Origin of the sequence: Streptomyces sp. NPDC058469 (assembly GCF_042721125.1) — a bacterium.
GTDB lineage: Bacteria > Actinomycetota > Actinomycetes > Streptomycetales > Streptomycetaceae > Streptomyces.
In genome coordinates this window covers 38,012-64,498 of the sequence record NZ_JBHXME010000040.1, presented here as the reverse complement: position 1 = coordinate 64,498, position 26,487 = coordinate 38,012, and the positions used below count along the sequence as shown (strand labels likewise).

The 26,487-nt window shown below is 71.1% G+C and carries 23 protein-coding genes; 16 read left to right on the top strand and 7 right to left on the bottom strand.

What is annotated here, in order from left to right; all coding sequences use genetic code 11:
* Positions 1 to 79: 79 nt before the first annotated feature.
* Entirely contained in the window at positions 80 to 1,696 is a 1,617-nt protein-coding gene (locus ACFWP5_RS19475; RefSeq protein ID WP_384157572.1) for a DUF5691 domain-containing protein, read from the bottom strand.
* Between the two features lie 43 nt (positions 1,697 to 1,739).
* Positions 1,740 to 3,092 (bottom strand): SWIM zinc finger family protein, encoded by a 1,353-nt coding sequence (locus tag ACFWP5_RS19470; protein WP_384157569.1) that lies wholly within the window; start codon positions 3,090 to 3,092, stop codon positions 1,740 to 1,742.
* 133 nt (positions 3,093 to 3,225) lie between these two features.
* Between ACFWP5_RS19470 and ACFWP5_RS19465 the strand changes: the two genes are divergently transcribed.
* The 7 genes from ACFWP5_RS19465 to sucD all read left to right on the top strand — a co-directional run bounded on the left by ACFWP5_RS19465 (position 3,226) and on the right by sucD (position 12,029).
* A complete protein-coding gene (locus tag ACFWP5_RS19465) occupies positions 3,226 to 4,368 on the top strand; it encodes an AAA family ATPase (RefSeq protein ID WP_384157566.1) in 1,143 nt (380 codons plus the stop codon).
* Positions 4,369 to 4,461: 93 nt separating this feature from the next.
* Positions 4,462 to 6,981, top strand: coding sequence for a DUF5682 family protein (locus ACFWP5_RS19460; RefSeq protein WP_384157563.1), 2,520 nt, complete (start codon positions 4,462 to 4,464; stop codon positions 6,979 to 6,981).
* Between the two features lie 157 nt (positions 6,982 to 7,138).
* Positions 7,139 to 8,329 (top strand): vWA domain-containing protein, encoded by a 1,191-nt coding sequence (locus ACFWP5_RS19455; RefSeq protein WP_384157560.1) that lies wholly within the window; start codon positions 7,139 to 7,141, stop codon positions 8,327 to 8,329.
* Positions 8,330 to 8,394: 65 nt separating this feature from the next.
* Positions 8,395 to 9,267, top strand: a complete 873-nt coding sequence (locus tag ACFWP5_RS19450; RefSeq protein WP_384157557.1) for a hypothetical protein — start codon at positions 8,395 to 8,397, stop codon at positions 9,265 to 9,267.
* A gap of 80 nt (positions 9,268 to 9,347) precedes the next feature.
* Positions 9,348 to 9,557: a hypothetical protein gene (locus tag ACFWP5_RS19445; protein ID WP_384157554.1), complete on the top strand. Its 210-nt coding sequence runs from the start codon at positions 9,348 to 9,350 to the stop codon at positions 9,555 to 9,557.
* Between the two features lie 386 nt (positions 9,558 to 9,943).
* Positions 9,944 to 11,122, top strand: a complete 1,179-nt coding sequence (gene sucC / locus ACFWP5_RS19440) for an ADP-forming succinate--CoA ligase subunit beta (protein WP_384157551.1) — start codon at positions 9,944 to 9,946, stop codon at positions 11,120 to 11,122.
* 22 nt (positions 11,123 to 11,144) lie between these two features.
* Positions 11,145 to 12,029, top strand: a complete 885-nt coding sequence (gene sucD / locus ACFWP5_RS19435; protein ID WP_019055633.1) for a succinate--CoA ligase subunit alpha — start codon at positions 11,145 to 11,147, stop codon at positions 12,027 to 12,029.
* A 262-nt stretch (positions 12,030 to 12,291) separates the two neighbouring features.
* Here sucD and ACFWP5_RS19430 read toward each other — a convergent pair whose 3' ends face one another.
* Positions 12,292 to 13,428, bottom strand: a complete 1,137-nt coding sequence (locus ACFWP5_RS19430) for a sigma factor-like helix-turn-helix DNA-binding protein (RefSeq protein ID WP_384157548.1) — start codon at positions 13,426 to 13,428, stop codon at positions 12,292 to 12,294.
* Positions 13,429 to 13,524: 96 nt separating this feature from the next.
* Between ACFWP5_RS19430 and ACFWP5_RS19425 the strand changes: the two genes are divergently transcribed.
* Complete coding sequence (locus tag ACFWP5_RS19425) at positions 13,525 to 15,387, top strand: DUF6350 family protein (RefSeq protein WP_384157546.1); 1,863 nt, start codon at positions 13,525 to 13,527, stop codon at positions 15,385 to 15,387.
* Positions 15,388 to 15,400: 13 nt separating this feature from the next.
* On the opposite strand, the gene ACFWP5_RS19420 is transcribed toward ACFWP5_RS19425, so the two are convergent.
* The gene (locus ACFWP5_RS19420) at positions 15,401 to 16,189 is read right to left on the bottom strand and encodes a hypothetical protein (protein WP_384157543.1); all 789 of its coding nucleotides are present in this window, start codon (positions 16,187 to 16,189) and stop codon (positions 15,401 to 15,403) included.
* Positions 16,190 to 16,484: 295 nt separating this feature from the next.
* On the opposite strand from ACFWP5_RS19420, the gene purN reads away from it, so the two are divergent.
* Both purN and purH read left to right on the top strand, forming a co-directional pair.
* Entirely contained in the window at positions 16,485 to 17,114 is a 630-nt protein-coding gene (gene purN / locus ACFWP5_RS19415; RefSeq protein ID WP_384157584.1) for a phosphoribosylglycinamide formyltransferase, read from the top strand.
* Positions 17,111 to 18,676 (top strand): bifunctional phosphoribosylaminoimidazolecarboxamide formyltransferase/IMP cyclohydrolase, encoded by a 1,566-nt coding sequence (gene purH / locus ACFWP5_RS19410; RefSeq protein WP_384157540.1) that lies wholly within the window; start codon positions 17,111 to 17,113, stop codon positions 18,674 to 18,676. Before purN ends, purH begins: the two co-directional genes overlap by 4 nt.
* Here the strand turns inward: purH and ACFWP5_RS19405 are convergent.
* Together ACFWP5_RS19405 and ACFWP5_RS19400 are read right to left on the bottom strand one after the other, a co-directional pair.
* Entirely contained in the window at positions 18,648 to 19,097 is a 450-nt protein-coding gene (locus ACFWP5_RS19405; protein ID WP_384157537.1) for an ATP-binding protein, read from the bottom strand. The genes purH and ACFWP5_RS19405 overlap by 29 nt on opposite strands.
* Positions 19,094 to 19,303 carry a hypothetical protein gene (locus ACFWP5_RS19400; RefSeq protein WP_384157534.1) on the bottom strand — a complete coding sequence of 70 codons (210 nt, stop codon included), beginning with the start codon at positions 19,301 to 19,303 and terminating at the stop codon, positions 19,094 to 19,096. Before ACFWP5_RS19400 ends, ACFWP5_RS19405 begins: the two co-directional genes overlap by 4 nt.
* A 109-nt stretch (positions 19,304 to 19,412) precedes the next feature.
* Here ACFWP5_RS19400 and ACFWP5_RS19395 point away from each other — a divergent pair, with 109 nt between their 5' ends.
* From ACFWP5_RS19395 to ACFWP5_RS19380, 4 genes are all read left to right on the top strand, one after another.
* The gene (locus tag ACFWP5_RS19395; RefSeq protein ID WP_384157531.1) at positions 19,413 to 20,264 is read left to right on the top strand and encodes a Scr1 family TA system antitoxin-like transcriptional regulator; all 852 of its coding nucleotides are present in this window, start codon (positions 19,413 to 19,415) and stop codon (positions 20,262 to 20,264) included.
* The gene (locus ACFWP5_RS19390; protein WP_384157528.1) at positions 20,245 to 20,439 is read left to right on the top strand and encodes a DUF397 domain-containing protein; all 195 of its coding nucleotides are present in this window, start codon (positions 20,245 to 20,247) and stop codon (positions 20,437 to 20,439) included. The genes ACFWP5_RS19395 and ACFWP5_RS19390 overlap by 20 nt, the downstream gene beginning before the upstream one ends.
* A 25-nt stretch (positions 20,440 to 20,464) precedes the next feature.
* Entirely contained in the window at positions 20,465 to 20,740 is a 276-nt protein-coding gene (locus ACFWP5_RS19385; RefSeq protein WP_384157525.1) for a DUF397 domain-containing protein, read from the top strand.
* Between the two features lie 406 nt (positions 20,741 to 21,146).
* Positions 21,147 to 24,113: an alpha-L-rhamnosidase C-terminal domain-containing protein gene (locus tag ACFWP5_RS19380; RefSeq protein ID WP_384157522.1), complete on the top strand. Its 2,967-nt coding sequence runs from the start codon at positions 21,147 to 21,149 to the stop codon at positions 24,111 to 24,113.
* Between the two features lie 69 nt (positions 24,114 to 24,182).
* Here the strand turns inward: ACFWP5_RS19380 and ACFWP5_RS19375 are convergent, their stop codons facing one another.
* Positions 24,183 to 24,794 (bottom strand): RDD family protein, encoded by a 612-nt coding sequence (locus ACFWP5_RS19375; RefSeq protein ID WP_384157519.1) that lies wholly within the window; start codon positions 24,792 to 24,794, stop codon positions 24,183 to 24,185.
* A 244-nt stretch (positions 24,795 to 25,038) separates the two neighbouring features.
* Between ACFWP5_RS19375 and ACFWP5_RS19370 the strand changes: the two genes are divergently transcribed.
* Together ACFWP5_RS19370 and ACFWP5_RS19365 are read left to right on the top strand one after the other, a co-directional pair.
* Positions 25,039 to 25,893, top strand: coding sequence for a bifunctional methylenetetrahydrofolate dehydrogenase/methenyltetrahydrofolate cyclohydrolase (locus ACFWP5_RS19370; protein WP_384157516.1), 855 nt, complete (start codon positions 25,039 to 25,041; stop codon positions 25,891 to 25,893).
* 46 nt (positions 25,894 to 25,939) lie between these two features.
* A complete protein-coding gene (locus ACFWP5_RS19365) occupies positions 25,940 to 26,419 on the top strand; it encodes a DUF3017 domain-containing protein (RefSeq protein WP_384157581.1) in 480 nt (159 codons plus the stop codon).
* The last annotated feature ends 68 nt before the right edge of the window (positions 26,420 to 26,487 follow it).

Below are 26,487 nucleotides of genomic sequence, written 5' to 3'. Positions count from 1 at the left end.
GGGTTTGGGGGCGCAGCCCCCAAGCTTCTACGGCGCCTCCAACTCCCGCAGTTTCTACGGCGCCCCAAACTCCTCGCTTCTACGGCGCCCCCAACTCCTCCGCCATCGCCGCGCGCAACCGCAACGTAGTGACCAGCCGCTGAAACGCCTCCGCCCAATAGCCCCCCGCTCCCGGCGCCGCGTCCTCCGACTCGTCCGGCACCGCCAGCAACCCGTCGAGCCGGCTCGCCTCGGCAGGGTCGAGACACCGCTCGGCCAGCCCCATCACCCCACTGAAGCTCCATGGATAACTCCCCGCGTCCCGCGCGATGTTGAGCGCGTCCACCACAGCCCGCCCCAGCGGCGCGGCCCACGGCACCGCACACACCCCGAGCAGCTGAAACGCCTCGGACAGCCCCTGTGCCGCGATGAACCCGGCCACCCACTCGGCCCGTTCGCCCCCGCCCAGCGTGCTCAGCAGCTTGGCGCGCTCGGCCAGCGACACCGCTCCGGGCCCGCCCGCCTCGGGCGCCGACGGTATGCCCAGCAGCGCCCGGGACCACTCGGCGTTCCGCTGCCGCACCGCCGCCCGGCACCACGCGGCGTGCAGCTCGCTCCGCCAGTCGTCCGCCACGGGGAGCGCCACGATCTCCTTGGGTGTACGTCCGCCGAGCCGCCGCTCCCAGGTCCCGAGCGGAGTCGCCTCCACCAACTGGCCGAACCACCACGAGCGTTCACCTCGTCCGGCCGGAGCCTTGGGGACCACCCCGTCCCGCTCCATGCTGGAATCGCACTCGTGCGGCGCCTCGACGACCAGGCCCGGTTCCGCACGCGTACGGTCGACGGCCACGCACGCCGATGCCCGGACCGCCATCCGCGCGGCGAGCGCCGAGTCGGGGAGCGCCGACAACAACTCCGCCGCCGTGGCACGGACGTTGCGGCTCCGGTCGGCCAACGCCTGCTCCAGGAACGGCTCGTCCTCGGCGGAGAGTCGCATCCGCAGGGAGTCGAGGAACATCAGCCGGTCCTCCGCCCGCTCCGTCGTCCAGGTCGTGACGAGCAACTCGCGTGCGGCTGAAGGCCGGTGTGCCCGTATCGCCGCGAGCAGGGCGACCCGCTCGGCAAACAACCCTTCCTGCCACAGCAGTTGGACCTGGTCCGGTTCGTCGAGGTCCGGCAGGGCGGTGCCGCCGCCCGGTGTCGCGCGCAGGGCGAACCGCCAGTCCGGGTTCAGCCGGGCCAGCCACAGCGCGCGCGGGCCCGCGAACTCCAGCGCCGCCGGCCGCAGATCCGTACGCCCCCGGGCCGCGTCCAGCAGCGCGGGCAACGCCTGGACGGGCGCGGCGAAACCGCGCGCGTTGGCCGCCGTGAGCCACTGGGGCAGCAACTCCATGAGATCCGGTGAGGTGCCCCTACGGCCCCCACCGCCCGTACCTGGACGGTCGGTCAGCAGCATCGCCAGCCTGCGGGCCGCCGCGGCGGGCAGCGCCGGACGCGCGTCGAGTGCGGACGGCTCCGGGCGCTCGGCCGCGCGCGCCGGACACAGCCCAGCCCGCCGCCGTACGGTCTCCACGGCCGCCGCGTCCAGCAGGGCCACGGGTGCGTCCTGGCCCGGCGCGCACCCCGGAGGCGTACGCCGGTCCGTGCCGAGCAGCGCCGTGGTGACGAGTTCTTCCCAGTCGCCCGCGGAGGGTGCCGGTGCGGAGGTGCTGTTCATACCTTTGCCTTTCCGTCGGGATCGGGGGCGATCGGTTCGTGGTTCAGCACAGCGACACCGGCTCTCCCGCACCCTCCGGCCAGGCCGTCAGCGGGGTGAAGCCCCGGTGGCCCAGTTCGCCGAAGACCTTCACCGGGGCGCCGCCGGAGAGGGCGACGAGTCGCCACAGGCCGGGGCGGGAACGGGCGTTGGGCGTGAGGGGGAGCGCCGAGTCCGCGTCGGCGTCCGCCAGTTGCCAGGAGTCGCCGTCCGGGGTGGGGACGACCCGGTCCAGCGTCACCGGGACCGAATCCAGCCACGGGTCGTGCCGTAGGGCCTCCCCGTAGAGGACGGCGGCCTGAGTCGTCGTCACCCCCTGCGGTCGTGCCGTCGTGGGCGAGGGTGCCGCGAACCGCTCGCCCAGGGACGCCCGGAGCTGCCCGGCGCCGGGGAACGCTGACACGTCCGCGTCCAGGGCGAGCCCCATGGGCAGCGCCAACTCGGGGGCGCGGCCCGCGGCGCCGTAGGAGAGGAGGAGGGAGGTGCGGCCCGAGTCCGTGCCGTGCAGCCAGATTCTTCGGGTCGTCAGTTTCGGGTCCGTCGTGTCGTACTGGGCGAGGACCAGCCAGTGGTCGCGCAGGGGTGGGCCGTCCGGCGAGGCGGGCAGGCCGATGCGGGAACGGACCGTCGCCGCCAGGTCCTCGGGCAGTCGCTCGCGGCGCAGCCAGGCCTGGTCGAGGAGGTGGAGCAGCGCGCTCTCCTCCAGCAGCCGCACCGGCCAGCCGGGCCCCGACGACGGGATCGCCCCCAACTCCCTTGCGCGCGCGGCCAGTCCGGGGGCCTGGGCGTCGATCATGCGGGCCGCGGTCTCCTCCCACAGCCCGTACCCCGACTGCTCCGCCGAGGCCAGGCCGGTGCGCAGCAGGTCTGTCAGACGCTGCTCCAACTCGGCCGCGCCCGCGCTGATCCGCTCGGCCCGGCGCTCCGCCCTGCGCCGCGCCGCCTCCGGGTCAGCGGCGGTCGGGGAACCGGACGCCCCCGCCGCCCGCTTCTCCTCCGTCTGCTTCCGCCGTCCCGCCAGCCACTCCCCGGCCCAGTCCGGCGCCTGCCCCGACGGCACCGCATCGTCCCCGCCCGCCCACAACAGCAGCAGTCCCAGCGCGTGCTTGCACGGGAACTTGCGGCTCGGGCAACTGCACTTGTACGCCGGCCCCGCGGCGTCCGCGATGTCGATGACCGTCTGATACGGCTTGCTGCCACTGCCCTTGCACAGCCCCCACACCGTCCCCTCGTCAGAACTGCCCGCCTCGGACCACGGCCCCGCCGCCCCGAGCTTGCTTCCCGCCTTGCGTGACGCTGCGTCAGGCGCCAGTGCCAGCACCTGGTCAGCCGTCCAGCGCACCCCCTGCTGAGTCATGACATCGAAGGTAGATCCCAGCACTGACAATCGGTCCGGCCAGCACATTTCCGCAGGTCGGATCGCATTGTCAGTGGCGTGGTGCACGGTGGACACCAGATCCGAACCGGCCGAGCTGGAGGGGGCCTCAGCCATGACTGTGTCCGCAGAACCCATCAACGCGCAGGTGAACGAGAAGCAGGCGGCCGAGCCGTCGAGCGAAGTGTTGCGGCCGCACGCCGAGGACGCCTTCGCCGACGAACTCGCCGCGCTGGCCGCGCAGGACGACCGGCCGCGCCCGGTCCGCTGGAAGATGTCGCCGTGGGCGGTCGCCACGTATCTGCTCGGCGGCACGCTGCCGGACGGCACGGTGATCACACCGAAGTACGTCGGCCCGCGTCGCATCGTCGAGGTCGCCGTCACCACCCTCGCGACCGACCGCGCCCTGCTCCTGCTCGGCGTGCCGGGCACCGCGAAGACCTGGGTGTCCGAGCACCTCGCGGCGGCGGTCAGCGGCGACTCGACCCTGATCGTGCAGGGCACCGCCGGCACCCCGGAGGAGGCGATCCGCTACGGCTGGAACTACGCGCAGCTGCTCGCCAACGGCCCGAGCCGCGACGCCCTCGTGCCCAGCCCCGTCATGCGCGCCATGGCCGAGGGGATGACCGCGCGCGTCGAGGAGCTGACCCGTATCCCGGCCGACGTACAGGACTCGCTGATCACGATCCTGTCCGAGAAGACGCTGCCGATACCGGAGTTGGGGCAGGAGGTGCAGGCGGTCCGCGGCTTCAACCTGATCGCCACGGCCAACGACCGCGACCGCGGGGTCAACGACCTCTCCAGCGCCCTGCGCCGCCGTTTCAACACGGTGGTGCTGCCGCTGCCGGAGAGTGCCGACGCCGAGGTCGAGATCGTCGCCCGCCGCGTCGACCAGATCGGCCGCTCCCTCGACCTGCCGGCGGTGCCCGAGGGCGTCGACGAGATCCGCCGTGTGGTGACCGTCTTCCGCGAACTGCGCGACGGGATCACGGCGGACGGGCGCACGAAGCTCAAGTCGCCCAGCGGCACGCTGTCGACGGCCGAGGCGATCTCCGTCGTCACCAACGGGCTTGCCCTGGCAGCCCACTTCGGCGACGGACTGCTGCGGCCGAGCGATGTCGCCGCGGGCATCCTCGGCGCCGTCGTCCGCGATCCGGCGGCCGACCGGGTCATCTGGCAGGAGTACCTGGAGGCGGTCGTCCGCGAGCGCGACGGCTGGAAGGACTTCTACCGGGCCTGCCGTGAGGTGAGCGCGTGAGCGACTCCAGGGGGCTGGTCGACGAGGACTCCAGTTGGAGCTGCTGGAGCTGGAGTCGGGGTGGGAGTGGGATCCGGAGGGGAGGGGGACGTAGTGGCGGGTACTGAGGAAGGCCGGGGTGTGGGGCCGCTGTTGCTAGGGGTGCGGCATCACGGGCCCGGTTCGGCGCGGGCCGTGCGGGCGGCGTTGGAGGCGGCCCGGCCGCGGGTCGTACTGATCGAAGGGCCGCCGGAGGCCGACGCGTTGATCCCGCTGGCCGCCGACGAGGACATGCGGCCGCCGGTCGCGCTCCTCGCCCACGCCGTGGACGAGCCGGGCCGCTCGGCCTTCTGGCCGCTGGCCGAGTTCTCCCCGGAATGGGTCGCGATCCGCTGGGCCCTGGAGCACGAGGTCCCGGCCCGCTTCATCGACCTCCCGGCCACGCACACGCTGGCGTGGGGGAAGGAGGACGTCGAGGAGGCCGTGAAAGGGGACGAAGACGGGGACGAAAAGGGGGACGCCGAGGGCGAGTTCACGGGGGAGGAGCAGCCGCCGGACCCGACTGCCGAGACCCCGACTGCCGAGACTCCGTCGTCCAGCGAGTCCCCTTCTGCCGAGTCCCCTTCGGCCCCGGACCCCTCCGGCACGGACATCCGCGTCGATCCCCTCGCCGTGCTCGCCGAGGCCGCCGGCTACGACGATCCCGAGCGCTGGTGGGAGGACGTCGTCGAGCACCGGGGTGTGGGGGAGCGGGACGCGTTCGCGCCGTTCACCGCGCTGGAGGAGGCCATGGGGGCGCTGCGCGAGACGTACGGGGTCGGCGGGCACGACCGGGATCTGGTGCGTGAGGCGTACATGCGGCTCCAAGTGCGGGCGGCGCAGCGGGAGTTCGAGGACGACGTGGCCGTGGTGTGCGGGGCCTGGCACGTGCCAGCGCTGCGGCAGAGGACCGCCGTAGCCGCGGACCGTGCGCTGCTGAAGGGGCTGCCCAAGGTCAAGGCCGATCTGACCTGGGTTCCGTGGACGCATCGCCGGCTGTCGCGGGCCAGCGGGTACGGCGCGGGCATCGACTCGCCGGGCTGGTACGGCCATCTGTTCGGCGCGCCGGACCGGCCGGTCGAGCGGTGGATGACCAAGGTCGCGGGTCTGTTCCGGGAGGAGGACCGGATCGTCTCCCCGGCCCATGTCATCGAGGCCGTACGGCTGGCGGAGACCCTTGCGGTGATGCGCGGCCGTCCGTTGCCGGGGCTCGGTGAGACCACCGACGCGGTGCGCGCGGTGATGTGCGAGGGCTCGGACGTCCCGCTGTCGCTGGTGCACGACCGGCTCGTGGTCGGGGATGTGCTGGGCGAGGTGCCGCCGGGCGCGCCCGCCGTGCCGTTGCAGCGCGACCTCGACCGGTCGCAGCGCAGGCTGCGGATCAAACCGGAGGCGCTGGAGCGGGAGGTGGAGCTCGACCTGCGCAAGGAGACCGACGCCGGGCGCAGCAGGTTGCTGCACCGGCTGCGGCTGCTGAGCATCGAGTGGGGCGAGCCGGTCGCCTCGCGGGGGAGCACGGGTACGTTCCGGGAGACCTGGCGGCTGCGCTGGGAGCCGGAGTTGGCGGTGCGGGTCGCCGAGGCGGGGGTGTGGGGTACCACCGTGCTCGCGGCGGCGACCGCGAAGGCGGAGGCGGACGCGATCGGGGCGCAGAGCCTCGCCGACGTCACCGCACTCGCCGAGCACTGCCTGCTGGCCGAACTGCCGGACGCGCTCCCGGTGGTGATGAAGGTCCTCGCCGACCGCGCGGCCCTCGACACGGACGTCGGCCATCTCGCCCAGGCGCTGCCCGCCCTGGTCCGTTCACTTCGCTACGGCGACGTGCGTGGTACCGACACCGGCGCGCTGACGGAGGTCGCGGCAGGCCTCGCCGAACGCGTCTTCGTCGGCCTGCCCCCGGCCTGCGCGGCCCTCGACACGGATGCCGCGGAGGAGATGCGGCGGCATGTGGACGCGGTGCACGGCGCGGTGGCTTTGCTGGGCGACGCCTCCCGGACCGGGCATGGCGACGCCTCCGCACCTGGACAGGGCGACGCCTCTCGACCCGGACCAGGATCCGGCCACGGTGACCTGCGTGACCGCTGGCGCGCAGTCCTCCGCACCCTCTCCGCGCGGGACACCGTGCCGGGTGTCATCCGGGGACGTGCTGTGCGACTCCTGCTGGACGAAGGGAAGTTGGGGCCGGAGGAGGCGGCTCGGCTGATGGGGCTGGTGCTCTCGCCGGGGACGCCTCCGGCGGACGCGGCCGCGTGGATCGAGGGCTTCGTCGGCGGTGGAGGCGGGCTGCTCCTCGTGCACGACGAGCGGTTGCTCGGGCTGGTGGACGAGTGGCTGACCCGGGTGCCGGCGGAGGCGTTCACGGACGTACTGCCGTTGCTGAGGCGAACGTTCTCGTCGTACGAGCCCGGGGTGCGCCGAACGCTCGGTGAGTTGGTGCGGCGCGGGCCGGGGAAGCAGGTGGGTACGACGGCGACGGCGGCCGGGATACCCGGGTTCGGCGCGGAGTTGGACGCCGGGCGCGCGGACGCGGTCGTGCCGGTGCTGCGGCTGCTGTTGGGGCTGGACGACAACGAGCTTGTGGGGGTGGCGGGATGACGAGTAACGGCAGGCAGGGCATGAGAAGGCCGGGGGAGCGGGCTCAAGGGGCGGGTGCCGGTGGGGGCGTGCGTGCGCGCCGTACCGAGAACAACTGCCCGGCGACGGCCGTGCGGGTCGTACCGCTGTGGGAAGGGCTGCGTACGGGGGTGCGCGGATGACGGCCGAGGCGGTCGCGGTCAGCGGGGTCGCGGATCCCGGGCAGCCCGGCCAGGAGCGGTTGCGGCGCTGGCGGCTGGTGCTCGGGGGTGACGCGGCCGACGGCACCGGGTGCGAGTTGTCCGGGCGGGACGTCGCGATGGACGGGGCGCTGGCCGCGCTGTACGGCAGGGGGGACAAGGGGCGGGCGGCGAAGGACCGTTCGGCGGGGCTCGGGGCGTCGGCGCCGTCCGTCGCGCGCTGGCTCGGGGACATCCGGACGTACTTCCCGTCCTCCGTAGTCCAGGTCATGCAGCGCGACGCCATCGACCGGCTCGGGCTGTCCGCGCTGCTCCTCGAACCGGAGATGCTGGAGGCGGTCGAGGCCGACGTGCATCTCGTCGGCACGCTGCTCTCCCTCAACAAGGCGATGCCGGAGACCACGAAGGAGACGGCACGGGCGGTCGTCCGCAAGGTCGTGCAGGACCTGGAGAAGCGGCTCGCCACCCGCACCCGGGCCACCCTCACCGGCGCCCTCGACCGCAGCGCCCGTATCAGCCGGCCGCGCCACCACGACATCGACTGGAACCGCACGATCGCGGCCAACCTCAAGCACTACCTGCCCGAGTACCGGACGATCGTGCCGGAGCGGCTGATCGGATACGGGCGCGCGTCCCAGTCCGTGAAGAAGGAGGTCATCCTCTGCATCGACCAGTCCGGGTCGATGGCGGCGTCCGTCGTCTACGCCTCCGTGTTCGGGGCGGTGCTGGCGTCCATGCGGTCGATCAACACCCGGCTGGTCGTCTTCGACACCGCGGTCGTCGACCTCACCGACCAGCTCGACGACCCGGTGGACGTGCTCTTCGGGACACAACTCGGCGGCGGTACGGACATCAACAGGGCGCTCGCGTACTGCCAGTCGCAGATCACCCGGCCCGCGGAGACGGTGGTCGTGCTGATCAGCGACCTCTACGAAGGGGGCATACGGAACGAGATGCTGAAACGGGTCGCGGCGATGAAGGCGTCGGGGGTGCAGTTCGTGACCCTGCTCGCGCTGTCCGACGAGGGCACGCCCGCCTACGACCGCGAACACGCCTCCGCGCTGGCCGCGTTGGGCGCGCCGGCCTTCGCCTGTACGCCCGACCTGTTCCCGGAGGTGATGGCGGCGGCGATCGAGAAGCGGCCGTTGCCGATACCGGACACCGCATGACGAACTGGCTTGAGTAACAGGGGGCTTGCGCGTCCTCGGGAGGCCCGTGCAAGGATCGACGCCTCATGAACTGGCCAGCCGCACTGCCCGGTGCCGCTCTGCGCGTGACGCGTACGGCGGTTGGGCGGCGTGTGCGTCAACGTGTGTTTCAAGTCGCCCTGCTGGTGGGCGGGTTGTTCGCCCTCGGGTTCTTGTGCGGGGGACAGGCGCAGGCGGCGGACGGGGTGTCGGGGCAGCGGCCGGGGATTCCGGTGGTGGCTTCGGTGGTCAAGCCGGTTCCGGTTTCGGTTCCTGTACTCGCTCCGGTGCTGGCTCCGGTCTCGGACACCGTGGAGCGGCTGGCCCCGGTCTCGGACACCGTCGAGCGGGTCGTGCGGCCCGTGAGTGACGTGGTGACGAAGACGGTGACCGAGGTGTTGACCGAGGCACCTTCGTTGCCCGCTTTGCCCACGCTGCCCTCGGTCCCCGCAGTGCCGAGTCAGCCGGTGCTTCCGGTGCCGGCACCTCCGGCGCACACCGCGCCGGTGCCGGGGCCGGGGCCCGTGCCCGTCCGGTCTGCCCCGCAGCCTTCGGGCGATGGGCATCGTTCGGATGCGAGGCCCGCCGAGGTGACGGCAGGCGTAGGCGCCACGTACGGGCCGCACTTCGTCGTAGACACCGCCGATGAGTCCGGCGCCGTAGGACACGCGGTCGTACGTCACGCGCCGTCCCCCTCCGCCGGACACACCCCCACCCGGCACCAAGCACCCACCGGCGACCCCGATGGCGCGCAGCGCGATCAGCCGGGCGTGGACACCGGGTCGTCGCGGCACTGTGACGCGCATGCGGTGACGTTGGACAGTCGGCTGCCGGTGCGGATCGTGCTCGGTGCCGCCGCGCGTGTGGACGCGGGCGAGGCCCGGGACAGGTACCGGGACGTTCCCGTTTTCCCGGGTTAGGCAGGGACTTTCCGGCAGTTGAGCTGCCCGGAACGTCGCCATGTCTCCAGCCCCGGAATCCCTGAGGAACCGACGCACGCATGAGCATGAACGCCGGCACACGTATGAACCAGAACGCCGACACCACCCCCGCCGAACTCCGACGACGCCTCGTCGACGCCATGGTCTCCGTCCCGAGAGAGTCCAGGGTCAGGGCCGCCGCGGCCATCCAGGGTGCTCGGGCCGCACGCACTGTCTGCACCCAGGTCGGCCCCGCGGCGCAGCCGCGCCGGGCCCGGCACTGGGAGTAACCGACTCCGTGAGGCAGTGACCCCGGACGGCCGAATGCCGTCGGTCTGTCCGGAGCGCGTCTCACGGTATGGGGCCTCGCCGGGCCAACCCCAGCCCGGTGAGGCCCCGCCCGAACCCAATACCCGAACCACCCGCCCGAACGACCTGCCCGAACGTCCCGTCCGCGGCACTCCGTGTCACGGAATCCGGCATCATGTGACAGGTATCACCGCTCAGGTGTGACCCTCGATTTAGGGGCCCCCTGCAACCAGCGATAACCTGCGAGACGGACATGCCGCGCGCTCGGTCACCGTGTGCGCCTCCCTTGTGACAGCGGACGTCACGTTGCCCTTCGCGGCACGCCCACGCATCCAACGAACCGCGATATCACTGAGGACGGAAGCGCGTGGACCTGTTCGAGTATCAGGCGAGGGACCTCTTCGCCAAGCACGATGTACCGGTGCTGGCCGGTGAAGTCATCGACACGCCTGAGGCGGCCCGCGCAGCCACCGAGCGGCTCGGTGGCAAGTCCGTCGTCAAGGCCCAGGTGAAGGTCGGCGGCCGTGGCAAGGCCGGTGGCGTGAAGCTCGCCGCCACCCCGGACGAGGCCGTCGCGCGTGCGACGGACATCCTCGGCATGGACATCAAGGGCCACACGGTCCACAAGGTGATGATCGCCGAGACCGCGCCCGAGATCGTCGAGGAGTACTACGTCTCGTACCTCCTCGACCGCACCAACCGCACCTTCCTCGCCATGGCGTCCGTCCAGGGCGGCGTGGAGATCGAGGTCGTCGCGGAGGAGAACCCCGAGGCCCTCGCGAAGGTCCCGGTCAACGCCAACGAGGGCGTGTCGATCGAGAAGGCCCGCGAGATCGTCGCGCAGGCCAAGTTCCCGGCCGACGTCGCGGAGCAGGTCGCCGAGATCCTGGTGACGCTGTGGGACACCTTCGTCAAGGAGGACGCCCTCCTCGTCGAGGTCAACCCCCTCGCGAAGGTCGCCGGCGGCCGTGTCATCGCGCTCGACGGCAAGGTCTCCCTCGACGAGAACGCCGAGTTCCGCCAGCCGGAGCACGAGGCGCTCGAGGACAAGGACTCGGCCAACCCGCTTGAGGCGGCGGCCAAGGCCAAGAACCTCAACTACGTCAAGCTCGACGGCGAGGTCGGCATCATCGGCAACGGCGCGGGTCTCGTCATGAGCACCCTCGACGTCGTCGCGTACGCCGGTGAGAACCATGGTGGCGTGAAGCCGGCCAACTTCCTTGACATCGGCGGCGGCGCGTCCGCGGCCGTGATGGCGAACGGCCTGGAGATCATCCTCGGCGACCCGGACGTCAAGTCCGTGTTCGTCAACGTCTTCGGCGGCATCACCGCGTGCGACGAGGTCGCCAACGGCATCGTCCAGGCGCTGCAGCTGCTCGCGGACAAGGGCGAGGAAGTCACCAAGCCCCTCGTCGTCCGTCTCGACGGCAACAACGCCGAGCTGGGTCGCAAGATCCTCTCCGACGCCAACCACCCGCTGGTCCAGCGCGTGGACACCATGGACGGCGCGGCCGACAAGGCCGCCGAGCTCGCGGCTGCGAAGTAAGGGAAGAGGGACAGACACAGCCATGGCTATCTTCCTCACCAAGGACAGCAAGGTCATCGTCCAGGGCATGACCGGCTCCACGGGCATGAAGCACACCAAGCTCATGCTGGCCGACGGCACCAACATCGTCGGTGGCGTGAACCCCCGTAAGGCGGGCACGTCCGTCGACGTCGACGGCACCGAGATCCCGGTGTTCGGCACGGTCGCCGAGGCGATCGAGAAGACGGGCGCGAACGTATCCGTCCTCTTCGTACCGCCGGCCTTCTCCAAGGCCGCCGTGGTCGAGGCGATCGACGCCGAGATCCCGCTCGCGGTCGTCATCACCGAGGGCATCGCCGTCCACGACTCGGCCGCGTTCTACGCGTACGCCGTGGCCAAGGGCAACAAGACCCGGATCATCGGCCCGAACTGCCCCGGTCTCATCACCCCGGGCCAGTCGAACGCCGGCATCATCCCGGGCGACATCACCAAGCCGGGCCGTATCGGCCTGGTCTCGAAGTCCGGCACGCTGACGTACCAGATGATGTACGAGCTGCGTGACCTCGGCTTCTCGTCCGCCGTGGGCATCGGTGGCGACCCGGTCATCGGTACGACGCACATCGACGCGCTCGCCGCGTTCGAGGCCGACCCCGACACCGACCTGATCGTGATGATCGGTGAGATCGGTGGCGACGCGGAGGAGCGGGCGGCGGACTTCATCGCGAAGAACGTGACGAAGCCGGTCGTCGGTTACGTCGCCGGGTTCACCGCGCCCGAGGGCAAGACCATGGGCCACGCCGGTGCCATCGTCTCCGGTTCCTCCGGTACGGCCGCCGCCAAGAAGGAGGCCCTTGAGGCCGCCGGCGTCAAGGTCGGCAAGACGCCGACCGAGACGGCGAAGCTCGCCCGCGAGATCCTGGCCGGCTGATTTATCTGGCTTCACGTTGATGGGCCCGTTCCCTGTGTGGGGGCGGGCCCATTGGCGCGTTCTGGGGTGCGTGGTCCGGTTGTCTGGCGGCTGCGGGTGCGTCGTGGCTGGTCGCGCAGTTCCCCGCGCCCCTAAATACGCCGGCCCGCCGTTTCTTTCAGGAGCGCGCGGAACTGCGCCCCTGAAAAACGCAGGCCGGCCCATGTCTTTTAGGGGCGCGGGGAACTGCGCGACCAGCCCCCACCGGCCCGCGGCCAACGACTCAGCGACTCAGCGGTGCCAGCCTCTCCGGACCACTCGTCATCCCGCTCCGCAACCGGTCCCGAAGAGCAACCTCCTCCTCGGACAACGCGCCCTGCACAACCCGCGCCGGCACCCCCTCCACCCGTTCCCCCACCGGCACCGGCGCCTCGTAATGCGTGGGCGCAACCCGCAGCGTGAGCGTCGTCGCGCCGATGATCGCGACCGTGAACGCGATCGCGGTCCGGGTCCAGAACGCGGTCCGGCGTTCGCCGACGAACCGCACCGTCGGCGGCTTGGCCGCGTGCAGCCGCCCGGTGGAGGCCAGTTCGGTCAGCCGCCGGTGCAGTTCGGTCGGGTCGGACAGGTCGGGCAACTGCGCGGCGACGGCCTCGCGCGCGTGCAGCAGCCGGTTCGCCGCCGCAGGCGTGCTCGCCTCCGTCTCCGCCGCGGTCTCCGCGAGCCCGAGCCCGACACCGTCGTAGAGGAGAAGCGTGCGGCGGTACGACGGCGGGAGTTTCAGGAGGGCGGTCAGCAGGGCGCGGTCGGACGTGTCGGGGGGCGGGGGTTCCGGGTGGCGGTATCTGGGGCGGAAGCGGTGCCAGGGGGAGAGGGCGTACTCGTACGCGACCGAGCGCACCCAGCCGGCCGGGTCGCGGTCGACGGCCACCTCGGGCCAGCGCTGCCAGGCGAACTGGAAGGCGCGCTCGACGGCCTCCCGCGCCAGTTCGCGCCGTCCGGTCAGCAGATACGCCTGCCGTACGAGGGCGGGGGCGCAGAACGCGTAGAGCGCGTCGAAGGCCTGAGCGGGCGTCAGGGGAGCGGTCGGCGGCGGCGTTGGCTCGGGTTCCGTCAGCATCGCCGCCAGCCCCGCGATCTCCGCCGTGTCCTCCGCCCTGTCCTGCGCCGTGTCCTCCACGGCTGCTTCCGCGGGGAGTTGTTCTTCGGTAGGGGTGTCTTCACCCAGGCTGGTGAGCAATTTCGCGTACGCCTCCCGTTTCCGGCCACGTGGTGTCGTACGGCCGGTCTCCCACGAGCGCACCGTCTCGCGGCTGACGCCCACCTCTGTCGCGACCTGAGCCTGCGTCAGCGACCGTGCCTCGCGCAGGCGTCGGCGTTCCTTGGGCGGAGGGAGCGGGCTTGCAGGGCTCTGCGTCACCGGAAGCCCCTTCGCACGAAAAAGTACATAAACGTATATTGAGCGACACTTCCGAGGTTAGCCTGTTACGACGAGAAAGCGCGTGTCGTTGGGAGCATGGCGGTCGTGATGCCGATGACCCACCGCCGATCGCTGTTGTCGCCCCTGCTCGCCCGGATGCGCGACCGATCCCCCGGACTGGCCGCCAGCCTGTTGGGTGGCGCGGTCGCGGCGGGGCTCGGGCTCGGTTCGTTCGCGGTGCTCGTGATGGTGCTGTGGATCAGTTCGCCGTACCCCGACAGCGGGCCCGGCGGCGCCCTGCACATGGCCGCCGCCCTGTGGCTCCTCGCGCACGGCGTCGAACTGGTCCGCACCGACACGCTCTCCGGAGTCCCAGCCCCCGTGGGCGTCACCCCGCTGCTCCTTCTCGCCCTGCCGGTGTGGCTGCTGCACCGGGCGGCCCGGGACGCGGCACTCGGCGGAGACGCCGGGGACAGCGGTGACGGAGGAGGCGACGACCACGAGAGCCCACCCCTCGTCGCCGCGCGCACGGCCTGGATCGGCGTCGCCCTCGGCTACCTCGCCGTAGGCACCGCCGCCGCGCTCTACGCGTCCGGTGGCGAACTCTCCCCCTCCTGGAGCTGGACCGCGGTCTGTCTGCCGCTGCTCGCCGCGGGCGCGGCCGGTTCGGGCGTGTGGAAGGCGTACGGGCGCCCGCGCGAGCCCGTGTTGAGCGTGCTGGTCCTGTTGCCACGCGGGCTGCGACGGCTCGTCCTCGGCCCGGAGGCCCGTGAGTCCCGGGCCCGTATCGGCACCGCCGCACGCGCCGCGGGACTCGGCACGGCGGTGCTCGTCGGGGGCGGCGCGCTGCTGCTCGGGGCGTCCCTGGTCTGGCACGGCGGTGCCGCCCGGACGTCCTTCCTCCAGCTGACGGAGGGTCTGTCGGGCCGGTTCGCCGTCCTGTTGCTCTGCCTCGCGCTGATCCCGAACGCGGCGGTGTGGTCCGCGTCCTACGGCCTCGGCCCCGGCTTCGCGCTGGGCGTGCACCACACGGTGGCCCCGCTCTCCTCGGCCCCGGCCCCCCTCCTCCCGCCCTTCCCGCTCCTCGCGGCGGTCCCGGACGCGGGCACCGGAACCCCGCTGAACTGGCTCGCCGGGCTGGTGCCGGTGGCGGCCGGGGTGACGGTGGGGTGGTTCGTGGCGCGGGTCGCGGTAGGGGGCGTCGCGGGTCAACGGGGCGATGACGGGGGCGAGTTGACGGGGGAGAGGAAGAGGACGGCGGTCGCTGCCGGGCTCCGTCAACAGCCGACGTCGGTTCCCGGGCGAACATCGACGTCGGCCCCCTGGGCGCAGGGCCGCACCGCCGCCACCGCCCTGTTCGCCGCCGCGCTGTGTGCCGTAGCGCTGGGTCTGCTCGCGGAGTTGTCCGGTGGGCCGCTCGGGGGTGCCGCGCTCGCGCGGTTCGGGCCGGTGTGGTGGCAGACCGGGGGTGCGGCGCTGGCGTGGATCGCGGCGGTGGCCGTGCCCACGGCGATGGGGCTGCGGGCGTGGCGGCTGCGGGAACGCCGGGTGCCGACGCCGACGATCGGGAAGCCGCGGGAGGGTGGAGTGGAGGTCACGCCGGTGCCTGCGCCCGTGCCGGTCGCGGGGGACTCGGGGCGGCGCTGGTACCGGACGCCGTTCGCGGTCGGGCGGGGTTGGTTCGCGCGCGAGCCGAAGGCGGATCAGCCGGTCCCTGTACCCGTACCGGCCCAGGCTCCCGTCGACCAGCCGTACATCGCCTACGACCACGATCCCACGTTCGACCCGTACGACTTCCTGCCCGTCGACGTGCCGTCGGAGCCGACGCCCACCCCCTGGTACGACGACGCCTCCCGCGAGGCCCGCTGGGCGGCCTTGAGGGAGGCGTCCACGCCGTCTGAAGCCTCGGAACATCCGGACGAGCCGGAACCGCCCGCCGATATGAACGAGACGAACTGACCAGTACCGCCTGTCAGTTGCTGGTCCCCAGCAACCCCCGCAGATCCTTCGGCAGCAGATGGTTGCAGGACTGCTTGGCCTCGTTGGTGAGGGCGTCGTTGGCGCAGGTGTAGTAGTCCTTGTAGGCCAGTTGCGCGACGAACATCGCGGCGACCAGGGCGATCGCCAGGGACGCGGTGACCAGGCCGCTCACCGCCGCCGTCGTCTGGGGGCGGGCCTGCGCCTCGGGCACCGCCGGGGTGTCCGGGTTGGGAGTGGGGGTCTTGGCGCGCAGGGCGCTGCCGCCCCAGTAGAGGGCCAGCGCGCCGAGCAGCAGGGCCACGTACGGCCAGCTGAAGAGGGCGAAGAAGAAGGCCCACATGCCGCTCAGCAGGGCGTAACGGGCGCGGCGCTGGGCCGGGTCCGTCGGGTCCCAGCGCATGCCGCCCTGGCCGGGACCGCCGTTGCCCGGTCCTTCGGGCCCGCCCTGTCCGCTGGGTCCACTGGGCCCACTGGGACCGCCGGGCCGGTCGCCGAAGTTGCCCGGGGAGCGCCCCGGCTGCTGGTCGCTCCACTGACTGCCCCACGGCGAACGATCGCCGTCACCCTGCGGGGCGTCGCCGTCCTCGCGGTCCTCACCCTCCGGGCGCCGCGGCTGCCACGGCCGGTCCGGGGTGCCCTCGGGCGGCGGCGCGAACGGGTTGTCGTCCTGCCCCGCGCCGCTCTTCCCGTCCGAGGGCGCGTCGGGCGGCGACGAGGGCCGCTCCCGGAGCAGCACCGACTGCGGCGGGAACGTGAGAAGTCGCAGACTGCGGTCCGGCATCAAATGAGCGTCTTCCCCTTGATGGATACGTCTCTCCGACATGAGCTGTCACTCCGTGAACGCGTCGCACGACAACGGCGTTCCCGAACCCGCTCTCCCCAGACGCTACCTTCCGGCCACGCCCCCGTCCCGTGGGGGCTGTCCGGTGTGCCGGTATCGTTGCTGACGGTCGGCCGCTTCGTAGACTTCCCCGTATCCCGGGGCGCGAAGCATTCGTATGAACGCACGAGACGTACGCATGCACGAGCCGGCCGTGCAGGACGCTCCCCCCGCTCCCCCGAGAAAGGGCACCGCCGTGGCCGCCAAGCCCGTGGCCAAGCGCCTCGTCGTGCTGGTCTCCGGATCCGGTACGAATCTGCAGGCGCTCCTCGACGCCGTCGGTACCGCCGGCACCGAGGCGTACGGAGCCGAGATCGTGGCCGTCGGCGCGGACCGGGAGGGCATCGAGGGGCTCGCCCGCGCCGAGCGCGCCGGGCTGCCCACGTTCGTCCGCAAGGTGAGGGACTTCGGGACCCGCGAGGAATGGGACGCGGCCCTGGCCGAGGCGACCGCTGCCTACGAGCCCGACCTGATCGTGTCGGCCGGGTTCATGAAGATCGTGGGCAAGGAGTTCCTGGCCCGCTTCGGCGGCCGGGTCGTGAACACGCACCCCGCCCTGCTGCCCAGTTTTCCGGGAGCCCACGGCGTACGGGACGCGCTCGCGTACGGCGCCCGGGTCACCGGCTGCACCGTCCACTTCGTCGACGACGGCGTCGACACCGGGCCGATCATCGCTCAGGGCGTGGTCGAGATCCGGGACGAGGACGACGAGAGCGCTCTGCACGAGCGCATCAAGGAAGTCGAGCGCACGCTGCTCGTCGATGTCGTGGGGCGGCTCGCCCGCAACGGCTATCGCATTGAGGGACGAAAGGTAGTTATCCAGTGACCGCCGAGAGCAACAAGCGAGCCATCCGTCGCGCGCTGGTCAGCGTCTACGACAAGACCGGCCTGGAGGAGCTGGCCCGCGGCCTGCACGAGGCGGGCGTGGAGCTCGTCTCCACGGGTTCCACCGCCGCCCGTATCGCCGCAGCCGGTGTCCCCGTCACCAAGGTCGAGGAGCTGACCGGCTTCCCCGAGTGCCTGGACGGCCGGGTCAAGACCCTGCACCCCAAGGTGCACGCCGGCATCCTCGCCGACCTGCGCCTGGAGAGCCACCGTCAGCAGCTCGACGAGCTGGGCGTGGCCCCCTTCGACCTGGTGGTCGTCAACCTGTACCCGTTCCGGGAGACGGTCGCCTCGGGCGCGTCCCCGGACGAGTGCGTCGAGCAGATCGACATCGGCGGCCCGTCGATGGTCCGCGCCGCCGCCAAGAACCACCCCTCGGTCGCGGTGGTCACCAGCCCGGCCCGCTACGCCGACGTGCTGAGCGCCGTACAGAACGGCGGTTTCGACCTCAACACCCGCAAGCGGCTCGCGGCGGAGGCCTTCCAGCACACGGCGTCGTACGACATCGCGGTCGCCGGCTGGTTCGCCAGCGCCTACGCACCCGTGGACGACTCCGGGTTCCCCGACTTCCTGGGCGCCACCCTGGAGCGCAAGAGCACCCTCCGGTACGGCGAGAACCCGCACCAGCCCGCCGCGCTCTACGTCGACGGCCTCGGCGTCGGTCTCGCCGAGGCCGAGCAGCTGCACGGCAAGGAGATGTCGTACAACAACTACACGGACACGGACGCCGCCCGCCGTGCCGCGTACGACCACGACGAGCCCTGTGTCGCGATCATCAAGCACGCCAACCCCTGCGGTATCGCGATCGGTTCGGATGTCGCCGAGGCGCACCGCAAGGCACACGCGTGTGACCCGCTGTCGGCGTTCGGCGGCGTGATCGCGGTCAACCGCCCGGTGACGAAGGAGCTGGCCGAGCAGGTCGCCCCGATCTTCACCGAGGTCATCGTCGCGCCCGACTACGAGGAGGACGCGCTGGAGATCCTCGCCAAGCGGAAGAACCTCCGGGTCCTGAAGACCCCGGGCGCGCCCTCGCACCCGGCCGAGGTCAAGCCCATCGACGGTGGCGCCCTGCTCCAGGTCACCGACCGCCTCCAGGCCGACGGCGACGACCCGGCCAACTGGACGCTGGCGACGGGCGACGCGCTCTCCGAGTCCGACCTCGCCGACCTCGCCTTCGCGTGGAAGGCCTGCCGCGCGGTGAAGTCCAACGCGATCCTGCTCGCCAAGGACGGCGCCTCGGTCGGCGTCGGCATGGGCCAGGTCAACCGCGTCGACTCCGCGAAGCTCGCCGTCGAGCGGGCGGGCGAGGAGCGGGCCCGGGGTTCGTTCGCGGCCTCGGACGCGTTCTTCCCGTTCCCGGACGGGCTTGAGGTCCTGACCGAAGCGGGCGTCAAGGCCGTGGTCCAGCCCGGCGGTTCGCTCCGCGACGAGCTGAGCATCGAGGCCGCGAAGAAGGCGGGCGTCACGATGTACTTCACGGGGACGCGGCACTTCTTCCACTGAGATCAGCCAGATCCTCCGGGATCGAAGCGGGAGTTGAAGCAGGGGCCGGAGGCGGCTCGGACGGTGGCAGTTCGCACCACACCGTCTTGCCCTCCGGCCCCTGTTCCACGCCCCACCGCACCGCGAGCGCGTCGAGCAGCAGCAGGCCGCGACCGTTCTCGTCGTCCGGCCCGGCCGCGCGTACGACGAGCCAGGCGTACGGCTCCGGGTCCGTGACGGCGACGCGGATACGGCCGTCCTCGCACGTCACCCGCAGCGTCACCGGTGTGCCCTCGCCGAGGTGCTTGATCACGTTGGTCAGTAACTCGCTGACACAGAGCTGGACTTCGGGACACGGGACGCCGAGGTGTTCGCGTACGGCACGGCGGGCGTCCGGTACCGCCTTGGGGACGGCGAGGAGTTCCAGGGCGAGCGGCGTCACCGGTCGGCCGCCTTGCGGAGGGCGGCGGTGAGGGCCCTGGCGGTGTCGAGGTTGCAGTTCCCGAGTTCGACGAGCGGGGCGCCGTAGGTCTGGACGACCGAGGGAAGGTCGACGCCGAGGGACGGCAGGGTGATCCCGTGCGCCTTCAACGCGGCCTGTAGTTCGGCTACTTCGGTGTTGGCCTCGTGGGAGTGGGGGCTGATCATTGCCGTACGCCTCTCTCTGTGACGAATTGCTCACACAGTGACGCGAAATCTCGTACCGTGACAGTGCTTTGGGTTGCACCCGGGAACTGGCAAAAGGCGGTGGTGAGTTGTGCCCCCACGCAAGGACACCGACGCGTCGGCGAATGTCCCTTCCTTCTACGGCGCGGAGTTGCGCTTCAAGAGGGAAGCGGCGGGCTTGACGCTCGAACAGTTGGCGGAGGGAAGCTTTCGTGGCGTTCCTTTTCTGAGCCTGATCGAGCGGGGTGAGCGGCGAATGCCGTTGGATCTCGCCCAGCACGTCGACAGGCGGCTCGGCACGGACGGCTTTTTCGAGCGGCGTTGTGAAGACGCGCGGAAAGCGAAGCAGGCAGGGCATGCGGAGTACTTCGCGGATGTCGCGGAGATGGAGAAGAGCGCGGAGTCGATTGAGGACTGGGCGCCCTCGCTGATTCCTGGGCTGTTGCAGACGGAGACCTACGCCACGGCGGTTGTCCGCACTTCGCTGCCTTGGTTGCCGCCAGAGACCGTCGAGAAGCAGGTCAAGGCTCGCATGGCCCGTTCGAAGCTGTGGGAACGGGACGAGCGTCCGTCGTTCTGGGCGGTACTGCACGAGTCGCTGATCCGTAAACCGCTGTTGTCCCCCGAGGAGATGGCGGTCCAACTGGAGCACATCGGGCAGGTGATCAGCTCCAATCAGGGCGTTTTGCAGATCCTGCCGGAAACGGCGGTGGCTCACCCGTTCATGATGGGCATGGTTCGGGCCATGACCTTCCCGGACGCACCACCCGTGGTGTACACGGAGGGTCTGCACAGCGGCCAACTGATCGACTTCCCAGCCCTCGTGAAGGACTACCGCAGGTCGTACGATCTGCTCAGGGCTGCGGCGCTACCGCCGGACGCATCCCTGACCATGATCGAGCAAGCGGCAGAGGACTACCGAAATGGCAAGCACCGAGCATGACTTGAGCTGGCGTAAGAGCACCTACAGCAACGGCTCTGGTGGCGAGTGCGTCGAAGTCCGCGACGATCTCCCCGGCGTTGTCCCTGTGCGGGATTCCAAGGTCCCGCACGGTCCGGCGCTGTTCATCCCCGCTCCCGCCTGGGCGCCCTTCGTCGACTGGGCCGGTACTGCCTAGCCGTCCACCTTGGAGGATCACGGAAATGGCAAGCACAGGGCCTGACTTGAGCACTGCGGTGTGGCGCAAGAGCAGCTACAGCAACAGCAGCGGCGGTGAGTGCGTCGAGGTTGCGGAAGCCTTCCCCGGTGCCGCGCTCTGGCGCGCAAGCAGCTACAGCTACGGCTCTGGCGGCGAGTGCGTCGAAGTCCGCGACGACCTCCCCGGCATCGTCCCCGTCCGTGACTCCAAGGTCCCGGACGGCCCCGCCCTCCTCATCCCCGCCCCCGCCTGGGCGCCCTTCGTCCACGGGCTCAAGTAACTCAAGTAACGGCGAGTACGACCGCGGCCTCCGATGTACCGCACGGGGACGGCCGCACTTCTTCCACTGAACGGCGGCAACTGCCGCGACCTGTCGGTGAGTTCGCCGGGCGTGAGGCTCGGCGAACTCACCGCACACCGGCTGATTCCGGTGTCGTGATGCCGTAGACCGCCCGCAAAACCCCGCCCTGTCACATCCATTGACGCGTACCTGGCGAATCAATAGCCTCCCAGCGACACCTGTGATTGAAACGTTCCAATCGGTGAGGCGAGCCGCCCGCCGATCCGCTTCTCGTCACCAGGATCCCCCCATGGTCGCTGATCGCCGAACCCCCCACCACAGACGAAACCGCAGGCTGGCAGCCCTCGCCGGGGCCGCCGCACTCCTCCTCTGGTGCCTTCCGCAGATGGCGCAGACCGCGTCCGCCGCCACGTCCGCCACCCCGTGGCCGTCGGCGCCGGACTGGCAGAGTTACGTCGAGGCGCCGAGCGGCGCGACCGTGTGCCCCACGGCGGTGACGAGCACGTCGGGCAGCGTCAGCGGGGCGGCGAACCTGGTGTGCGGGGGCTCGGGTGGGGCGACGCTGACGCTGGCGGCCGGGGGGACGACGCCGACCATCGTGCTGGACTACGGGAAGAACGTCGGCGGGTTGCCGTACTTCACGGTCTCCGCGGAGACGGGGTCGCCGCAGCTCAAGGCGGGGTACAGCGAGAGCTCGCGGTATGTGTCGGCCTCGGGCGACGGCGGCACCCCATGGGGGGAGGGTGACTCCGCCCGCTCGGACACGTACACGGTGACCGGGCCGGGGACGATCACCAACCGCTCAGTGCAGGGCGGCGAGCGGTACGAGGAGATCACCCTCACCTCGCCGGGCACACTCACGCTCACCGCCGCCGGGGTCCAGTACATCGCCGACCGTACGACGGCCGACGGGTACCAGGGCTACTTCGTGTCCAGCTCGGACCAGTTGAACAAGATCTGGTACGAGGGCGCGTACACCGCGCAGCTCGACTCGGCCGCAGCGGGTTCCCTGCCCGGGAGCTGGCGGGTCAGCGGCGGTGTCCTCGACGCGTACGGCAGCGCGCCGCCCAACGCGGGGCTGCTGAACCAGGGCGGTTCGTGGGGCGACTACACCACCACCTTCGACACGAACCTCGTGAGCAACCAAGCGGGTTGGGTGGTGCGCGGCCAGAACGCGGACAACGGCTACGTGTTCATCCTGAACGCGCACGACGACACCAGCGGCGCCGCGGACACGCTCCAGGAACTCGACCTCCACGACGGCACCTACACCAGCGTCGGAAGCACCCCGCTCCCGGCGTCGCTGACCACCGGCAGCTGGCACACCGTCACCACCACCGTGTCCGGCACGACCATCACCGTGTCGCTGGACAACACCCCGCTCGTCACCCTGAACTCGGCGTCCTTCCCCTCCGGCACCACCGCCTACCCGACCGGCACGGTGGGCTTCCGCGAATACACGGGCGAGGAGGCGTACTTCCGCAATCTGAAGGTCGTGAACAGCTCCGGCGCCACCCTCTACAGCAACGCGCTCGGCACGACATCCGCGCTGTCCGACTTCGCCGTACCCGGGGTCAACTCCGTGGCGTCCATCCTGGACGGCGCGAAGCGCGACCGCGCGATCTGGTCCGGCGACCTCAACGTCGAGGGCCCGACGGTGTACGACTCCACCGGCCGGACGGACTACCTCAAGGGCGCCCTCCAACTCCTCGGCAGCTACCGGTTGTCCAGCGGTTTCGTCACCGGCGCCCTGCCCCCGCAGAGCGCACCGCACACCGGCGCCGCGATCCAGGGCACCACCGGTACCTACTCGGCGACGTACTCGATGTACTGGCTGCTCGCCTTGGAGTCGTACTACCTCTACACCGGTGACACCGCGTTCGTGCAGCAGGAATGGCCCATCGCCCAGGCCGAGTTGGCCTGGAACGCGACCCAGGTCGATTCCCGCGGACTGTTCGTCACCGACGCCGCCGACGGCGCCGACTGGGACTTCTACGACAACGTGAAGACGGGTGCGGTCACCGAGTACAACCTCATCTACTACAAGGCACTGCTCGACGGAGCCCAACTGGCCACCGCGGCAGGCCAGTCGACGCTCGCCGCGCAGTACACCCAACAGGCCGCGACCCTCAAGGCGGCCATCAACACGTACCTGTTCAACAGCGCGACCGGCCTCTACCGCATCAGCGACACCAAGACCACCGGTGTGCCGCAGGACGCCAACGCCCTCGCCGTGCTGTACGGGGTGGCCCCGGCGGCGAACCACGCCTCGATCCTGGCGGCACTGAAGACCGCCCTGTGGACCACCCCCTACGGCCCCCTGCCGTTCAGCTCCGACGCGGGCTACAGCCCGGTGATCAGCCCGTACACCAGTGGGTACGAACTCGAAGCCCGGCTGGCCGCGGGCGACACCGCCGGCGCGGAGACCCTGCTCGGCACGCTGTGGGGCCACATGGCCACCGCGGGGACCGACTTCACCGGGACCATGTGGGAGAACGTCGCCACCGACGGCTCCCCGGGCCTGGGAACCAGCACCAGCCTGGCGCACGGCTGGTCGACCACCCCGACCTCGGCACTGTCCGGCTACGTACTCGGCGCCCAGCCCGTGACCGCCGGATACGCCACCTGGTCCGTGCGGCCCCACCCGGGCGACCTGGCCTGGGCCGAGGGCAGAGTCCCCACCCCGCACGGCGCGCTGGCGGTGTCCTGGGCGGGCGAGAGCGGCATCGGCCAGTTCGGGATGCAGGTCACCGCGCCCTCCGGCACCAGCGGCACGATCGCGGTGCCGACGTACGGCGGAGCCAACCCCGTCGTGTCGGTCGGTGGTCAGGTGGTGTGGAGCAACGGCGCGTTCACCGCGGCCGGCGGCATCGGCGGCGCCCACGCGGACGCGGACTACGTCTACCTCACCGGAGTCCAGCCCGGCACCTACCTGGTCGCGGCGAACCCCGGCGGCGCGGCCACCCCGGCCGGCTACACCTCCTGCGCGCAGGAGAACGGCACCTGCTCCTTCACCGGGACCCGGTCGGTGGCCTTCGGAGCGAACGGCATCTACTCGTACCAGACCCTGACCGACGGCACACCCTGTACCAGTGCCGCGCTCTTCGACCCCGACTACGGCGTCGCGAAGTCCTGTTACACCGGCCCCGTCACCACCGGCCCGGCCGGATCGACGCTCTGCGCCACGGAGAACGGCATGTGTCCTTTCACCGGCACCCGCACGGTCGCGTACGGCGCGGGGAGCACGTACATCCAGAAGTCGCTCACCAGCGGTACCCCTTGCACCAACGCGGTGTTCACCGACCCACTGCAGGGCACGGCCAAGGCCTGCTATCTACTGCCGACCACCTAGCCGCACAACGAAACGGCCGCCGGTTCTCCCGCGAGAACCGGCGGCCGCCGTCGTTCGACGAACCAATGCTCACTGCGTGCGGATCACGATCGAACCGCAGACCTTGTCCGCGAACGTCTGACGCTTCGCGTCCCACGCCGGCCACAGCCAGCCCAGGTAGCACGCGATGCTGTCGAGGAAGTGGGCGAGGCGGCGGACGAAGGCCATGCCGACGCCGAGCGGCTGGCCGTCGCTCTCGCGAACCAGGCGGATGCCCAGCGCCTGCTTGCCGACGGTCTGGCCGGTGCGGCCCTCGCGGATCAGCTGCCAGATGGCGAGACCGATGATGAGGATGCCGCCGATGGCCGTCAGCGCTCCGTTGCCGCGGCCGACGATGATGAGGATGTACGGCACGATGAAGACGAGGGCGTCGACCAGGGTGCCGAGGAAGCGCTGACCCCAGTTCGCGTACGGCGGGGTCGCGCCGTAACCGGCCTGCTGGTAACCGGGGTAGCCCGGCTGCTGCGGGTAGCCGTAGCCCTGCTGCGGCGGGACACCCTGGGGGGCGCCCTGCGGGTAGCCGTAGCCCGGCTGACCCTGGGGCTGCTGGGGCTGGCCGTACCCGGGCTGGCCCTGCGGCTGGCCGTAGCCCTGCGGGGGCTGCTGCGGCTGCCCGTAGGGGTTGTTCGGGTCGTAACTCATGGCGGGTTTTCCTCCGTTGGCAATGCGGGGACGATGCGGATTGCGCGGAGGTATGTCACAAGATGAGCGGCTTGCCCCCCAACACCTACCGCAGTACTGCGGCGTTCATCGTTCTAGCCGGGGCTGGATTTTGTCCAGCGGCATTCCATAGGTGTTGTGTAAGTGCAACATCAGTGATCATGGCGATACACCCGGGGTGTACCCGGATTGGAACCCGGAGGGCGTCATCCGCGAGGATGGGTCCATGACCGCCCAGATTCTCGATGGCAAGGCCACCGCAGCCGCGATCAAGTCCGATCTGACCGCCCGCGTGGCGGCGCTGAAGGAGAAGGGCGTCACGCCCGGCCTCGGCACGATCCTGGTCGGGGACGACCCCGGCAGCCAGAAGTACGTCGCGGGCAAGCACCGGGACTGCGCCCAGGTGGGCATCGCGTCCATCCAGCGCCAACTGCCCGCCACCGCCACGCAGGACGAGATCGAGGCGGTGGTGAAGGAGCTGAACGAGGACCCGACCTGCACCGGTTACATCGTCCAGCTCCCGCTCCCCAAGGGCATCGACGAGAACCGCATCCTCGAACTCATGGACCCGGACAAGGACGCCGACGGCCTCCACCCGATGAACCTCGGCCGTCTCGTCCTCAACGAGCCCGCCCCGCTGCCCTGCACCCCGAACGGTGTCCTCACCCTCCTCCGTCGCTACGGCGTGGAGATCAAGGGCGCCGAGGTCGTGGTCGTCGGCCGCGGAGTCACCATCGGCCGCCCGATGCCGCTCCTCCTGACCCGGCGCAGCGAGAACGCGACGGTGACCCAGTGCCACACGGGTACGCGCGATCTCTCCTCGCACCTCAAGCGCGCCGACATCATCGTCGCCGCCGCCGGTTCCGCCCACCTGATCCGGCCCGAGGACGTGAAGCCGGGCGCCGCCGTCCTCGACGTCGGTGTCTCGCGGGGCGCCGACGGCAAGATCGTGGGCGACGTCCACCCGGGCGTCGCCGAGGTCGCCGCCTGGATCTCCCCGAACCCCGGCGGAGTCGGCCCGATGACCCGCGCCCAGCTGCTCGTCAACGTGGTCGAGGCGGCGGAGCGCAGTGTCGCCTGAGAGCAAGGACCCCGGTCTCGGCAAGGGCACGGATGCCGTGGACGACATCGAACCCGACAGTGGTGCGGACTCCGTGGACGACATCGAGGTCACGGACGCGGTCAGCGCGCCCGACGCCGAGGGGAACCCGCGCCGCACCACCCGCCGCTTCCCCCTCTTCACCCGGGACACCGCCCGCCCCGAGGGCGGCGGCCGGGCCGCCCCGCGCGACGCCCCGGCCCCGGCCCGCCAGTGGCCGATCCTCGCCGTCCTCGGCACGGTCGGCCTCGGCCTCCTGCTGACCGCCTTCGACGTCTTCCGCTACGGAATCCTGCTGATCGGCGCCGCGCTGCTGGCCGGCGCCGTCCTGCGCTGGGTCATGCCGGACGTCGGCATGCTCGCCGTACGCTCCCGCTTCACCGACATCGTCACCTACGCCGTACTCGGCCTCGCGATCGTCCTGCTGGCGATGATGGCGCAGCCGAAGCCGTGGCTGACGATCCCGTACCTCAAGGACACGCTCCACTACACGGTCAACAGCAACTAGCGCCCGGCACACGGCAGTTCGCGACACCCGCAGTTCGCGAAACACGACGGCGGCCCGTCCTCTCCCCC

Coding starts and splice junctions, on each gene's coding strand:
- ACFWP5_RS19475 (WP_384157572.1), bottom strand. CDS start 1,696: ATGAACAGCACCTCCGCACCGGCACCCTCCGCGGGCGACTGGGAAGAA.
- ACFWP5_RS19470 (WP_384157569.1), bottom strand. CDS start 3,092: ATGACTCAGCAGGGGGTGCGCTGGACGGCTGACCAGGTGCTGGCACTG.
- ACFWP5_RS19465 (WP_384157566.1), top strand. CDS start 3,226: ATGACTGTGTCCGCAGAACCCATCAACGCGCAGGTGAACGAGAAGCAG.
- ACFWP5_RS19455 (WP_384157560.1), top strand. CDS start 7,139: ATGACGGCCGAGGCGGTCGCGGTCAGCGGGGTCGCGGATCCCGGGCAG.
- ACFWP5_RS19450 (WP_384157557.1), top strand. CDS start 8,395: ATGAACTGGCCAGCCGCACTGCCCGGTGCCGCTCTGCGCGTGACGCGT.
- ACFWP5_RS19445 (WP_384157554.1), top strand. CDS start 9,348: ATGAGCATGAACGCCGGCACACGTATGAACCAGAACGCCGACACCACC.
- sucD (WP_019055633.1), top strand. CDS start 11,145: ATGGCTATCTTCCTCACCAAGGACAGCAAGGTCATCGTCCAGGGCATG.
- ACFWP5_RS19425 (WP_384157546.1), top strand. CDS start 13,525: ATGGCGGTCGTGATGCCGATGACCCACCGCCGATCGCTGTTGTCGCCC.
- ACFWP5_RS19420 (WP_384157543.1), bottom strand. CDS start 16,189: ATGCCGGACCGCAGTCTGCGACTTCTCACGTTCCCGCCGCAGTCGGTG.
- ACFWP5_RS19400 (WP_384157534.1), bottom strand. CDS start 19,303: ATGATCAGCCCCCACTCCCACGAGGCCAACACCGAAGTAGCCGAACTA.
- ACFWP5_RS19390 (WP_384157528.1), top strand. CDS start 20,245: ATGGCAAGCACCGAGCATGACTTGAGCTGGCGTAAGAGCACCTACAGC.
- ACFWP5_RS19385 (WP_384157525.1), top strand. CDS start 20,465: ATGGCAAGCACAGGGCCTGACTTGAGCACTGCGGTGTGGCGCAAGAGC.
- ACFWP5_RS19380 (WP_384157522.1), top strand. CDS start 21,147: ATGGCGCAGACCGCGTCCGCCGCCACGTCCGCCACCCCGTGGCCGTCG.
- ACFWP5_RS19375 (WP_384157519.1), bottom strand. CDS start 24,794: ATGAGTTACGACCCGAACAACCCCTACGGGCAGCCGCAGCAGCCCCCG.
- ACFWP5_RS19370 (WP_384157516.1), top strand. CDS start 25,039: ATGACCGCCCAGATTCTCGATGGCAAGGCCACCGCAGCCGCGATCAAG.